The following is a 12,870-nucleotide window of genomic DNA, read 5'->3' as shown; positions in this document are numbered from 1 at the left end:
GTCCGGCGATGGTCTGGACGTGAACGGAACGGAGCGTACCGGAACGGAATGGCTCGGCCAAGCTCTGGTTCCGCCCGCCGCCCGATCACCGCAGGTCGAGGGTCACGCGGCGGCGCGGGCGCTCAGGGGGCGGACCAGCGCGCGGCACTCTGCCAGCCCCCCAGGGTGCGGTCGATCCAGGCCTGCTGCGGGGCCAGCAGGATGCCCTGCGAGATGCCGCCGCAGGCTTTGCCGGCGACCCAGGCCGAGACCGCCAGGACGGCCGGTCCGGCGGCGATCGGACCGCCGCTGTCGCCGTGGCAGGCGCTCGCCCCGCCGGGGCCGGCGCCGAGCCAGACCAGAATGCGGCTCGGGCCGTGCGGCGCGACCACGCCGAGATCGACGCTGCGATAGGTGCCGGTGCTGCGGGCATCGCCCGGGGCCGCGACGCCGTAGCCCGAGAGCGTCAGGCGCTCGCCCGCGCCCGGCATCGTGGCGCTCAAGGTCGCCGGCACGAACCGGGCCGGCAGGGGGGCCGCGAGGCGCACCAGGGCGAGGTCGATGGAGCGGCGGCGGCCTGCCACCGCGCCGGCATCGTAGCCGGGGTGGAGGGCGCGGGCGGCGATCTCGGCCAGCACCGGCGCGCCGGCCGCGTCCTTGTAATGCACCCGGTGCTCGGCCCGGGCCGCGACGCAGTGAGCCGCGGTGAGCACCGCATCGGCCGCCACCACGATGCCGGTGCAGACGCCGCCGTTCGAGGACAGCACCATCACGGCCGAGGCCGCCGCCTCCGGGGCCGGGCGGCCGCCCACCACCGCGCCCGCCGGTCCGGCGGCAGCCAGCCAGGCCAGGGCGCCCGACAATGCCAGGCGGACAAGCGGCCTCGATCCGCGCGCCATCGCGATCCTTCCTTCGCGCGCCATCGCGATCCTTCCTTCGAATGTCCCAGACGGAGACGACGATGACCCCGATACGCGTCGATGCCGCCATCGTCGAGCCGGTCACGCTCGCCGAGATGCGCGGCTACCTGCGCCTCGATCCCGACGACGGCGGAGCCGAGAACGCCCTGGTGGAGAGCCTGATCGCGAGCGCCCGGGCGCAGGTGGAGCTGGCCGCCCGCCGCATCCTGGTGCCCGGCCGCTATCGCCTGATGCTCACGGCCTGGCCGCGCGACGGCCGGCTGCCGCTGCCCCTAAGCCCCGTGGTGGCCGTGGCGCGGGCGGGGCTGGTCGACGGCGCGGGCCTCGTCATCGATCTGGCGCCCGGTTTGGTGCGGGTCGGGGCGGACCCCATCGAGGCGCCGGGCCTCATCATCGAACCGGCCGTGCCGGCGCTCATCGGACGCGCCGCCCTGATCGAGGTCGATGCCGGGCACGGGGGCGCCGGGCCGCCGATCCCGCCGGCGCTGGTCCAGGCGATCCGGCTCCTCGTCGCGCACGCCTTCGAGCATCGCGGCGACGGCCCCGGCGACGGGTCGCCGCCGCCGGCGATCGCCGCCCTGATCGACCCGCTGCGCCGCCTGCGCCTGTAGCGCCGTTTCCCGGAGATCGTCCCATGGCTGACCCCTCGACCGGCGTGCCGATCGGCGCGCGGCGCCGCCGTTTCGTGCTCGAACGCCCGCTGGAGGAGCCCGACGGCTTCGGCGGCGTGGTGCGCCGCTACGTCGCCGGGCCGCTGCTGTGGGGCGCGATCGAACCGCTGCGGCCCGTCGCGCGGACGCGCTTCGGGCGGGCCGAGGCGGTCGCCACCCACCGGATCCGATTCCGGTTCGGACCCGAGATCACCCCGGCGATGCGGCTCGCGAGCGGGCCGCGCCGCTTCGCCATCCAGAGCGCGGGCGACCCGGACGGGCGCCGGCGCGAGGTGGTCTGCCAGGTCGAGGAACTCGTCGGCGAGGCCGGTACCGCATGAGCCTGCCCCCCTCCCCCACCAGCCCGCTGCTCGCCCTGCGCGCCGCGATCCTGGCCTATCTCGCCACCGACGCCGCCCTGGCCCGCCTGATGGGCGGCTCCGTGCGCCTCGGCGACGAGCCGCCGCGCGGCAGCGCCCCCGTCTACGCCCTGTTCGGCGATGCCGAGATCCGCGACGATTCCGTCGACGGCGCCCGGCGCCACCGGCACGCCCTCGGGGTGACCGTGTTCGCCCGGCCCGGCTCGATCCGCAGCGCGGTCGATGCCGCCGAGCGCATCGCCGACCTGCTGTACGACGCGCCGCTGAGCCTCGCCGGCCACACCCTCGTGCGCCTCGACATGGAGACCATCGCGGTGCGGCGCGACCCCGCCAGCGGCGAGGCCCGCGCCACCCTGACCCTGCGGGCGATCACCGAGTGCCGGCCCGCCTGATCCCCCCTCCCCCCTCGCCCCCCTCGAACATCCGGAGCTGAACCATGGCAGCGCAACGCGGCAAGGACCTGCTCATCCGCATCGCCAACGGCGGCGCCTTCCTGGCCGTGGCGGGCCTGCGCGCCCGCCAGATCGCCTTCAACGCCGAGGCCGTCGACGTGACCAACGCCGATTCCGCCGGGCGCTGGCGCGAACTCCTGGCCGGGGCGGGGGTGCGCCGCGCCGCCGTCTCGGGCGCGGGCGTCTTCCGCGACGAGGCCTCGGATGCCCGCCTGCGGCAGGTGTTCTTCGACGGCACGCTGGAGACCTACCAGATCGTGGTGCCGGGCTTCGGCACCCTGGAGGGGGCGTTCCAGATCGCCAGCCTCGAATATCGCGGCGACCATGCCGGCGAGGTGACCTTCGACATGGCCCTCGATTCGGCCGGCCCCCTCGCCTTCACGGCCGCCTGATGGCCAACCGCAGGCGCGGCGAGGTGGCGCTCGCCCTCGGAACGGAGCGCTACACCCTCTGCCTCACCCTGGGCGCGCTCGCCGAACTCGAGGATGCCCTGGGTGCCGCCGACCTCACCGACCTCGCGGCCCGCCTCGGCGAGGGCCGCCTCAAGAGCCGCGACCTCATCGCGCTGCTCGGCGCGGCGCTGCGGGGCGGCGGCCACGACCTCGACGCCTCCGCGGTGGCGGACCTGCCGCTGGCCGGCGACCTGGAGACGATGGGCACGGCCATCGGGGCGGTGCTGGCCGCCGCCTTCGGGGAGAGCCCCGACCCCCCTTGAGTCCCACGGGCGGGACGGCGCCGGAGCCCCCCTCCGCCTTCCCGTGGGACGAGGCGCTGGCGCTCGGTCTCGGGCGTCTGCACTGGCGCCCGCGCGATTTCTGGCGTGCCACGCCGCGCGAATTGATGGCCGCCGCCGGCCTGTCCGGCCCCCGGGCCGCCCTCGACGGGACCGGCCTGCGCGACCTGATCGACCGCTATCCCGATCCTCCCTGAGCCGAGAGAATCCGCCATGGCCGACACCGAACCCGGGAGCGGCACCGCCGCCCGTGCCGACACCGCCCGGGTCAAGCAACTGGAGACCCTCGACAAGCTCGCCCAGAAATTCGGCCAGAGCCTCTCGAAGGCACTGACCGGCAATGTCGGGGCCGGGCGCCAGCTCGACAGCGTCCTGGGCAGCCTGACCATCAAGCTTTCGGACGTGGCGCTCAAGGCGGCCCTCAGCCCGGTGAAGGCCGGCATCACCCGGCTGGTCAACGGGCTGATGGGCACGGGCGCCGGGGCGGCCGGGGGCGAGGCCGCCTTCGGCCGCGGCGGGGTGGTGGCGCAGGGCCGGGTGCGCCCGTTCGCGGCGGGCGGCGTGGTGGCGGCCCCGACCTACTTCCCGATGCGCGACGGCCTCGGCCTGATGGGCGAGGCCGGGCCAGAGGCGATCCTGCCGCTGAAGCGCGGCAGCGACGGCCGCCTCGGCGTCGCCGCCGGCGCCCAGGGCGCGAGCCCCATCACCGTCAACATCGCGACGCCCGACCTCGAGAGCTTCCGCCGCTCCGAGGCGCAGGTGGCCGCCGGCCTCGCCCGCGCGGTGGCGCGGGGCCGGCGCGGCCTGTGAGCGGGCGGGGCAGGAAGCCGAGGAGCGCATCATGGCCATCGAACCGCCGAGCGACTTCCACGAGGTCCGCTTTCCCCTCGACGTCGCCCTGCGCGGCAGCGGGGGGCCGAGCCGCCTCACCGAGATCGTCACCCTGGCCTCGGGCCGCGAGCACCGCAACAGCCGCTGGGCCGATTCGCGCCGGCGCTACGATGCCGGCTTCGGCATCCGCACCCTCGATGCGCTGCACGCGGTGCTGAGCTTCTTCGAGGAGCGGCGCGGCCGGCTCTACGGCTTCCGTTACCGCGACCGGGTCGATGCGCGTTCGGGGCCGCCCTCCGGCCCGATCGCCGCCACCGACCAGGTTCTCGGGCTCGGCGACGGGACCACGCGGGTGTTCCAGCTCGCCAAGACCTACGGCACCGGCCCGATGCCCTATCGCCGGATCATCGCCAAGCCGGTGGCCGAGAGCGTGCGGGTGGCGGTGAACGGCGTCGCGGTGGCGCCCGCCCAGGTCGTCTGCGACGGCACCACCGGGCGTCTCACCTTCGCGGCCGACGCGGTGCCGGGTGCAGGCCTCCGGGTCACCGCCGGCTTCACCTTCGACGTGCCGGTCCGCTTCGACACCGACGATCTCACCATCGACCTGTCGGCCTTCAGCGCCGGCGAGATCCCGAAGGTGCCGCTCATCGAGATCGTGCCGTAGCCGGCGCAGCAAAGCGCAGCGGCCACGCGCCCGGACGCCGGATCACCGTGCGGGGGGCGAAGCGCCACAGGCGCTCGGCGCCGGGGAAGTCCGCACAGTCGGGGGCATCGAGGATCACCGTGGGGCGGCCGGTCATCTGCAGCAGGTCGCCGCTGGCGAAGTCGATGACCAGGAGCCCGGCGCGCGGATTGGCCAGCATGTTGCCCAGCGTGTTGAAGAACCGGTTGCCGGCGTAATCCGGCATGCTCAGCACGCCGTCCGATCCGACCCGGACGAAGCCAGCCGGGCCGCCGCGATGCGAGACGTCGACCTGCCGCGTCCCGTCCGCGCCCACCGCGTAGCTGGCGACGAACATCGTCTCCGCGCCTTCGATCAGCGCGCGGGCGCGCGCATCGAGGTGATCCGACACCTGGGCGGCAACCGGCGCCGCGGGGACCGGCTCCGGGGCGGTCCGAACCCGGATGTATTGCGGGCAATTGCCGAAGCTCTGCGCCACGCGGATCGCGAAGCCCTCCGGCCGGTGGCACGCCACGGTGCCGTTGAGGCGGTTGCGCCGCCGGGTGGCGAGGTCGATGCCGAGGAGCCCGATGGCGGCGCCGTCCGCCAGCCCGGCCTCGGCGGGATCGTCGGGCAGGGGCGCCGCCCGCACCCGCAGGTGCTCGGCATCGGGGGCGTCGAGGAAGCCCGGCGCCCCGGTCCGCACCGTCGCCCAGGCCTCGCCGGCCGGGTCGACCGTGCCCAGCACCACGAAGGGCAGATGCGCGTAGAAGGCGCGGTGCTGGTCGATCAGGTGGTCGCGGATCACCCGGGGACCGAGCTCGGCCATCCGCCCGGCGACCCCGACATGCGCCTGGATCGCGACCTCGCCCGGATGCCAGGGCCCGGCGGGGCGGATCTCCGAGCGCGCGTTGGGGAGGGACATGGGGAATCTCCCGAGATTGAGCTTGATCATGATCCGATGAAAGGTCTCGGCGGGATTGGGCACTCCGCCTCCTGACCGGCGCGGTGACGGCGGACGGCACCACAGGGTCTTTCCGGGGCGCCACAGATGAGCCCGGCCCCGGAGGGGCGCGCCGGCGGCGTGCGATCCAGAGCCGCCGACGGCATAACATCTTGCACCGTAAGACAGTCGCCGGGCTCCGCTGCGCGGCCCCGGGATGACGGGGTGCTGTGCGCGTGTTTCCCAGAGGACGAGTCGGATCCGCGCCAGCTTGCGACCGTTCGGAGCCAGCCACCTGCCGGGACGGTCAGGCGGCGCGCAGGCCGGCCGGACTTTGCGGGAACGGCACGAAGCCCGGCAGGGCCTCGATACGGGCGAGCCAGGCGCGGACCTGCACATAGGAGGCGAGGTCGACGTTCCCCTCGGGTGCGGCGGCGACGTAGCTGTAGAGCGCCACGTCCGCGACGGTGGGGCGGTCGCCGGCGAGCCAGGGCCGGTCTGCGAGTTCGGCCTCGACGCGGCCGAGGATGGCGTGGGCACGGGCGATGACCTCCGCGGCGTCGAAGGTGGCGCCGAACAGGGTGACCAGGCGAGCCGCCGCCGGCCCGAAGGCGATGGGGCCGGCCGCCACCGAGAGCCAGCGCTGCACCCGCGCCGCGCCGGCCGCATCCTCCGGCAGCCAGTCGGTACGGCCGAGGCGCTTGGCGAGGTAGACCAGGATGGCGTTGGAATCCGGGACGACCGTGTCGCCGTCGACGAGCACCGGCACCTGCCCGAAGGGATTGAGCGTCAGGAAGTCCGGCGCCCTGTGCTCGCCCCGGGCGAGGTCGACCTCGACGATGTCGCAGGGCTGGCCGACGAGGGACAGGAACAGCCGGGCCCGGTGGGCGTGACCGGACAGGGCAAAGTGGAACAGCTTCATGAGAGATCTCCTGTCGGGCCGGAGCGTCGGCGACATCCGCATTCAAGACCCTCCACCGGACCAGGAGAATGCTCTTTCTTCGGAAGCCACCGTTCCGCAGAATGGAATAGTCTGGACATCGGGAGGCGCAGGCATGGATCGGTGGCAGGCGATGCGGGTCTTCGTCCGGGTTGCGGAGGGCGGGGGCTTCGCCGCGGCCGCGCGCCAGCTCGCCATGAGCCCGCCCGCCGTGACCCGGGCGGTGGCGGCCCTCGAGGACCGGATCGGCACGCGGCTGCTGACGCGGACCACCCGCTCGGTGAAGCTCACCGAGGCGGGCGGGCGCTACCTGGAGGATTGCCGGCGCATCCTGGCGGAGATCGAGGAGGCGGAGGCCGCCGCGGCAGGGTCCTACGCCACGCCGTCCGGCACGCTCACCGTCACCGCGCCGGTGCAGTTCGGCCGCCTCTACGTGCTGCCCGTGATCACCGACTACCTCGCGCGCCATGCCGCCGTCTCCGCCCGCGCCCTGTTCCTCGACCGGGTGATCAACCTGATCGACGAGGGGGCCGATGTCGGCGTCCGCATCGGTCCGCTCGCCGAGTCCGGGCTCACGGCGGTCCGGGTCGGCGCCGTCCGCCGGGTGCTCTGCGCCGCGCCGGGCTATCTCGAGCGGCACGGCCAGCCAGCGACCCTGCGGGACCTTCGCCACCACGCCGTCATCGGCTCGGCGAGCCAGGGGCTCGGGGCGGACGGACGCTTCGGCCCCGAGCCGGGGACGGCCGTCGCCCTGCGGTCCCGGCTGAGCTGCAACACCATCGATTCCGTCCTGGCGGCCGCGCTGGCAGGCCAGGGCATCGCGCAATTGCTGTCCTATCAGGTCGCGCCGGCCCTGGCCGAGGGGCGTCTGCGCCTCGTGCTCGAGGATCCGGCCGCCGCCGCGATGCCGGTCCATGTGGTGAGCCCGGAGGGGCGCCGGGCCCCCGCGAAGGTGCGTGCCTTCATCGACCTCGCCGTGGCGCGCCTCCGGGCTGATCCGCGGGTGAACCCGACCCATTCCTGAGGAGGTTGGACCATGCGCGATCTGCCCCCCGACCTCGCCGCGCATCTCGCCGGCGGGGCCACCACCCTGTGCCATGCCTGGGCGCTGAGCCGGCGCGACGGTGCCCGCCTCGGCTTCACCGACCACGACCGCGACCTCACCTTCGGCGGCCTGACCTACGCCGCCCGGTCCGGGCTGGAGGCCGCCGAGGCCAGCGCCGAACTCGGCTTCGCCATCGGGGGCGGCGAGGTGGCGGGCGCCCTCTCGGCCCTCGGCCTCACCGACGCCGACATCGCGGGCGGGCTCTACGACGGGGCCTCGGTGGAGACCTGGCTGGTGGATTGGAGCCGACCGGAGACGCGGATCCTCCTCGATATCGGCACCATCGGCGAGGTGCGCCGGGCCGGCACCGCCTTCGTGGCAGAACTGCGCGGGCTGATGGACCAGCTCGACGCCGAGCGGGGCCGGACCTATCGCGCCACCTGCGGCGCCGATCTCGGCGATGCCCGATGCCGCGTGAATCTCGCCGACGCGCGCGTTTCCACCACCGGGACGGTGCGTGCCGTGCCGGAACCAGGCACGCTCGGCGTGACCCTCGCGGGCGTGTTCGCACCCGGCTGGTTCACCGGGGGGCGGCTGACCTGGACCAGCGGTACCCAGGTCGGCCAGGAGGGTGACATCCGCGAACAGGCCGACGTTCAGGACCGCACCGGCGACGCGAGGGCGATCCGGCTCGACCTGTGGCAGGCGCCGGCCCGCCCGGTGGCGCCCGGCGACCGCTTCCGCCTCCATGCGGGCTGCGACAAGCGCCTCGCCACCTGCCGCGAGAAATTCGCCAACGTGCCGAATTTCCAGGGCTTCCCGCACCTGCCGGGCAACGACTTCGTGCTGCGCCCCGTCCCGGGCTCCGGCCCGGGCCTCGACGGCGGCAGCCTGTTCCGGTGAGGCACACCATGACGCCTGAAACGGGGATGACGCCCGGGACGATCGTCCTCCTGGCGCGCGGCTGGATCGGCACGCCCTATCGCCATCAGGCCTCGCTGAAGGGCGTCGGCTGCGACTGCCTCGGGCTGCTGCGCGGGGTCTGGCGCGAGGCGTTCGGATCGGAGCCGGAGGCTGCCCCGGCCTACGGCGCATCCTGGGCGGAATCGGCCCCGCCCGGCACCGATCCGCTGGCGGAGGCGGCCGGGCGCCACCTCGCGCCGGTTGCCCGCGCCGAGCCGCAGGCCGGCGACGTGCTGCTGTTCCGGTTTCGCGCCCACCTGCCGGCCCGGCACTGCGCCCTCGCGTCGGGCGCCGGCACGATGATCCACGCCCATGACGGCGCCGTCGTCACGGAGGTGGCCCTGACGGGCTGGTGGCGGCGCCACCTCGCCCACGTCTTCCGCTTCCCGATTTCGGGAGACGGAGGCTAGCCGCACCGCCCCCGCTCTCGCCCCCTCTTCCGGAGTCCGCCATGGCCACGCTGATCCTGCAAACCGCCGGGGCGGCGGCCGGTACGGTGCTGGGTGGCCCGATCGGCGGAATCATCGGCGGCGCCCTCGGGACGATGGCGGGGTCGGGCCTCGACGCGGCCCTGCTGGGGGGCCTCGCAGGGGGACGCACCGTCGAGGGGCCGCGCCTGTCGGACGTGGCGGGCCTGAGCTCGACCGAGGGCGAGCCGATCCCGCGCGTCTACGGCCGGGCACGGATCGGCGGCACCCTGATCTGGACGACGCGGCCCCTGGAGGTGGCGAGCACGGGCGCCGTCACGGCCGCCGGCGGCAAGGCGATCGGGGGCGGCAAGGTCAAGCGCACCGCCTATGCCTACTTCGTCGATCTCGCCATCGGCCTGTGCGAGGGCCCGGTGGCGGGCGTCCGGCGGGTCTGGGCGGACGGGCGCGAGATCGACCTGACCACCGTCGCCCTGCGGTTGCATCGCGGCGCGGCGGACCAGGAGCCCGACCCGCTCATCGTCGCCAAGGAGGGGCCTGAAAACGCGCCGGCCTATCGGGGCCTCGCCTACGTGGTGTTCGAGCGGCTGGCGCTCGCCGAATTCGGCAACCGGATTCCGCAATTCGCCTTCGAGGTGCTGCGCCCGGTGGCGGGCCTCGCCGGGATGATCCGGGCGGTCTGCCTCATCCCCGGCTCCACCGAGTTCGGCCTCGATCCGCTCCGCGTCACCGAGGAGGCCGGCTACGGCACCACGCGCCCCGCCAACCGGTTCCAAATGCAGGCGGGTGCCGACGTCGTCGCCTCCCTGGACGCGCTCCAGGCCCTGTGCCCGCGCCTCACCCGGGTCTCCGTGGTGGCGAGCTGGTTCGGGGACGACCTGCGCGCCGGCCGCTGCACCATCCGGCCCCGGGTCGACAACGCCGCCAAGGTCACCAGCGGCGACACCTGGGCGGTGGCGGGCCTGCGCCGCGACGCGGTCGCGCCCGTCTCGACGGCCCCGGGCGGCGGCCCGGCCTATGGCGGCACGCCCTCGGATGCGGGCCTGACCCGGCTGGTGGCGGAGCTGAATCGGCGCGGCCTCGGCGTGGTGCTCTACCCCTTCGTGATGATGGATGTCGCCGCCGACAACGCGCTGCCGGACCCGCGCGACGGGCAGGCGGGGCGCCAGCCGGCCTATCCCTGGCGCGGGCGCATCACCTGCGACCCGGCTCCCGGACGGCCGGGAAGCCCCGACGGCACGGAGGCGGCCGGCGCCCAGGTGGCCGCGTTCTTCGCCCAGTACCGCACCCTGGCGCTGCATTACGCCGCGCTGGCGGCCGGCTGGGCGGCGCAGGGCCTGCCGCTCGCCGGCTTCATCGTGGGCAGCGAGTTCGTCGGCCTCACCCGGGTGCGGGCGGAAGCCGGGCGCTACCCCGCCGTGGAGGGATTTCGCGATCTCGCCGCCACCCTGCGCCAGCGCCTCGGCCCCGACGTCGCCCTCGTCTATGCCGCCGACTGGACCGAGTACGGCGCCGATGTGCGCGACGGGGGCGCCACTCTCCGGTTTCCCCTCGACGCCCTGTTCGCCGATCCCGCCATCGACGCGGTGGGCATCGACTACTACCCGCCCGTCACCGACTGGCGCGACGGCGCCGCCCATGCCGACCTGGCGCTGGCCGACGCCATCTACGACCCCGCCTACCTGAAGGACCGGGTGGGCGCCGGCGAGGCCTTCGACTGGTACTATGCCGACGCGGCCGACCGGGCGGCGCAGCGGCGCACGCCGATCACCGACGGGCGCTACGCCAAGCCCTGGACCTTCCGGGCCAAGGATCTGGTGGGCTGGTGGACGAACCGCCACGTGGAGCGGGACGGCGGGGTCGAGACCCGCGCGACCGCCTGGGTGCCACGTTCGAAGCCGATCTGGCTCACCGAGATCGGCGTGCCGGCGGTGGACAAGGGCACCAACGGGCCGAACGTCTTTCCCGACCCGAAATCCGCCGAGAACGCCAGCCCGCCCGCCTCGCGCGGCACCCGCGACGACCTGATCCAGGCCCGCGGTCTCGCCGCGATCCTGGGGCGGTTCGACCCGGCCCTGCCGGGCTTCGAACCCGCCCACAACCCGGTCTCGTCCCTGTATGGCGGCCCGATGGTGCCGGCGGAGGCGATCTTCGTCTGGTGCTGGGACGCGCGACCCTACCCGGCCTTCCCGGACTTCGACACCGTCTGGGCGGATGCGGGCAACTGGTCGGTGGGCCACTGGATCACCGGCCGGATCGAGGGGCTGGAACTCGACCGGCTCGTCGCCGCCATCCTGTCCGACCTCGGCATCACGGTGCCGGCGGCGATCACCGCGAACGCCTTCCTCGACGGCTACGTCATCGACCGGCCGATGTCGGCCCGGGCCGCCCTCGAGCCCCTGGCGCAGCTCTACGGCCTCGACGTCTCGGCCCAGGCCGGCGCCCTGACGATCCGGGGGCCGCGCAGGGAGGTGCCGCTGGCGATCGCGGCCGACGACCTCGTGGTGCTGCGCGAAGCCGAAGCCCCCCTCGCCCGGGTCCGGACGGAGGAAGCGGAGCTGCCGCGCTCGCTGGAGATCGGCTTCACCGACGGCGACACCGCCGAGTACCGCCGGGCGAGCGCCGCCGCGATCCGCCCCAGCGGTGCCCGCCGGCGCGAGACCCGGATGGAAGCCGCCGTGGTGACCCGGCGGGCCTGCGCCGAGGCCCTGGCGGAGGCCGCCCTCGATGCCCGCCTCGCGGCCCGGGACACCGCCCGCTTCACCTTGAGCCCGCGCCGGATCGACCTCGCGCCGGGCGACCTCCTCGCCTTGCCGGGCGAGCCCGGACCGCACCGGATCCTGCGCATCGCCGACAGCCCGCGCGGGCGCCAGATCGAGACCCGCGGCGTGCCCCTCCACGGCCGGACGCCCCGGACGGACGACCGCGCCGGGATGCGCCCCCGCCGCGCCGTGCCGGCCCTGGCCGGGCCGCCCTTCGCCGTCGCCCTCGACCTGCCGGCCGATCGCGGCAGCCCCACCGCCCTTCAGGTGCTGGCGGTGGCGGCGGACCCGTGGCCCGGGCCGGTGGCGATCTGGCGCGCCGAGGGTGAGGACGCGGCGCTCGTCCCCCACGGCTTCGTCGATCTTCCCGCCTGCCTGGGGGAGACCCTGACCGCCCTGCCCCCCGGCCCGCTCTGGCGCTTCGATCGCGGCGCCCGGCTCGATGTCCGCCTGCGCCACGCCGGCGATCTCGCCGCCATCGGCGAGGCGGCGGCGCTGGCCGGCGGCAACCTGTTCGCGGTCCGCGGCACGAGAGATGGGGCGATCGAGCTGATCGCGGCCGCCGGGGTGACGCTGATCGGGCCCGGGACTTACCGGCTGACGGGGCTCCTGCGCGGTCTGGCCGGCAGCGAGGCGCAGGCCGCCCGGGCCAGCCCCGCCGGCAGCCTGATCGTGCGCCTCGACGGGGCGGTGGTGCCGCTGGTGGAACGCCTCGACGAGGCCGGACGGCCATTCCGCTACCGCATCGGCCCGGCGACGGGCGAGCCCGCCGATCCGGCCCATGTCGCCCTGCGGGCCACGGCCGGCCTCACCGCCCTGCGCCCCTCGAGCCCCGTCCACCTGCGGGCGCAGCGGGAGCCCGAAGGCGTGCGCCTCGCCTGGATTCGCCGGACCCGGCGCGACGGGGATTCGTGGGACGCCGCCGAGATCCCGCTGGAGGAGCCCGAGGCCTACCGGGTCACGGTGTTCTCGCCCGAGGGCCGGCCCCTGCGGGTTCTGACGGCGGCCGCGCCGGGCCTCCTCTACCCGGCGACGGACGAGGCGGCGGATTTCGGCGGCCCCCAGGGGCGCCTCGACGTCGCGGTGGCGCACGTCGGTCTGGCGGCGGGGGTCGGCCCCGAGACCCGCGCGCAGGTGGCGGTCGCGTCCGCCTGATCCGCCGCGACGCCGCCGGAGATTCTCG

Annotated in this window: 15 protein-coding genes; 12 read left to right on the top strand and 3 right to left on the bottom strand. The window is 75.1% G+C overall.

Annotated features, from left to right (window positions below; genetic code table 11):
- Positions 1-122: 122 nt before the first annotated feature.
- Positions 123-878, bottom strand: a complete 756-nt coding sequence (locus tag ACV7NL_RS06150; protein WP_463355203.1) for a trypsin-like serine protease — start codon at positions 876-878, stop codon at positions 123-125.
- A gap of 62 nt (positions 879-940) precedes the next feature.
- On the opposite strand from ACV7NL_RS06150, the gene ACV7NL_RS06145 reads away from it, so the two are divergent.
- The 8 genes from ACV7NL_RS06145 to ACV7NL_RS06110 are packed head-to-tail and all read left to right on the top strand — an operon-like array spanning position 941 to position 4,609.
- A complete protein-coding gene (locus ACV7NL_RS06145) occupies positions 941-1,510 on the top strand; it encodes a head-tail connector protein (RefSeq protein ID WP_056484424.1) in 570 nt (189 codons plus the stop codon).
- Positions 1,511-1,533: 23 nt separating this feature from the next.
- On the top strand, positions 1,534-1,890 hold the full coding sequence (locus ACV7NL_RS06140) for a head-tail adaptor protein (protein WP_056483518.1): 357 nt from the start codon (positions 1,534-1,536) through the stop codon (positions 1,888-1,890).
- The gene (locus ACV7NL_RS06135; RefSeq protein ID WP_463355202.1) at positions 1,887-2,321 is read left to right on the top strand and encodes a DUF3168 domain-containing protein; all 435 of its coding nucleotides are present in this window, start codon (positions 1,887-1,889) and stop codon (positions 2,319-2,321) included. The genes ACV7NL_RS06140 and ACV7NL_RS06135 overlap by 4 nt, the downstream gene beginning before the upstream one ends.
- Positions 2,322-2,365: 44 nt before the next feature.
- Positions 2,366-2,773: a phage major tail protein, TP901-1 family gene (locus ACV7NL_RS06130; protein ID WP_056178576.1), complete on the top strand. Its 408-nt coding sequence runs from the start codon at positions 2,366-2,368 to the stop codon at positions 2,771-2,773.
- Complete coding sequence (locus ACV7NL_RS06125) at positions 2,773-3,096, top strand: gene transfer agent family protein (protein WP_463355201.1); 324 nt, start codon at positions 2,773-2,775, stop codon at positions 3,094-3,096. The genes ACV7NL_RS06130 and ACV7NL_RS06125 overlap by 1 nt, the downstream gene beginning before the upstream one ends.
- Positions 3,093-3,311, top strand: coding sequence for a phage tail assembly chaperone (locus ACV7NL_RS06120; protein ID WP_056178570.1), 219 nt, complete (start codon positions 3,093-3,095; stop codon positions 3,309-3,311). The genes ACV7NL_RS06125 and ACV7NL_RS06120 overlap by 4 nt, the downstream gene beginning before the upstream one ends.
- Positions 3,312-3,327: 16 nt before the next feature.
- Positions 3,328-3,924: a phage tail tape measure protein gene (locus tag ACV7NL_RS06115; protein WP_463355200.1), complete on the top strand. Its 597-nt coding sequence runs from the start codon at positions 3,328-3,330 to the stop codon at positions 3,922-3,924.
- A 31-nt stretch (positions 3,925-3,955) separates the two neighbouring features.
- Positions 3,956-4,609: a DUF2460 domain-containing protein gene (locus ACV7NL_RS06110; protein ID WP_056483509.1), complete on the top strand. Its 654-nt coding sequence runs from the start codon at positions 3,956-3,958 to the stop codon at positions 4,607-4,609.
- Here ACV7NL_RS06110 and ACV7NL_RS06105 read toward each other — a convergent pair.
- Both ACV7NL_RS06105 and ACV7NL_RS06100 read right to left on the bottom strand, forming a co-directional pair.
- Positions 4,590-5,531 carry a pyridoxamine 5'-phosphate oxidase family protein gene (locus ACV7NL_RS06105; protein ID WP_463355199.1) on the bottom strand — a complete coding sequence of 314 codons (942 nt, stop codon included), beginning with the start codon at positions 5,529-5,531 and terminating at the stop codon, positions 4,590-4,592. The genes ACV7NL_RS06110 and ACV7NL_RS06105 overlap by 20 nt on opposite strands.
- Positions 5,532-5,856: 325 nt before the next feature.
- A complete protein-coding gene (locus ACV7NL_RS06100; RefSeq protein WP_056178560.1) occupies positions 5,857-6,471 on the bottom strand; it encodes a glutathione S-transferase family protein in 615 nt (204 codons plus the stop codon).
- Positions 6,472-6,604: 133 nt separating this feature from the next.
- On the opposite strand from ACV7NL_RS06100, the gene ACV7NL_RS06095 reads away from it, so the two are divergent.
- From ACV7NL_RS06095 to ACV7NL_RS06080, 4 genes are read left to right on the top strand one after another with little or no spacing between them, the layout of a single operon-like run.
- Positions 6,605-7,513, top strand: a complete 909-nt coding sequence (locus ACV7NL_RS06095; RefSeq protein WP_056483504.1) for a LysR family transcriptional regulator — start codon at positions 6,605-6,607, stop codon at positions 7,511-7,513.
- Positions 7,514-7,525: 12 nt separating this feature from the next.
- Entirely contained in the window at positions 7,526-8,437 is a 912-nt protein-coding gene (locus ACV7NL_RS06090; RefSeq protein ID WP_463355198.1) for a DUF2163 domain-containing protein, read from the top strand.
- An 8-nt stretch (positions 8,438-8,445) separates the two neighbouring features.
- Positions 8,446-8,907, top strand: a complete 462-nt coding sequence (locus tag ACV7NL_RS06085) for an NlpC/P60 family protein (RefSeq protein WP_463355197.1) — start codon at positions 8,446-8,448, stop codon at positions 8,905-8,907.
- A 41-nt stretch (positions 8,908-8,948) separates the two neighbouring features.
- A complete protein-coding gene (locus ACV7NL_RS06080) occupies positions 8,949-12,842 on the top strand; it encodes a baseplate multidomain protein megatron (protein WP_463355196.1) in 3,894 nt (1,297 codons plus the stop codon).
- Positions 12,843-12,870 lie beyond the last annotated feature (28 nt).

It is taken from the genome of Methylobacterium sp. Ger2507 (assembly GCF_055231875.1).
This window is presented reverse-complemented; position numbering and strand designations above follow the sequence as displayed.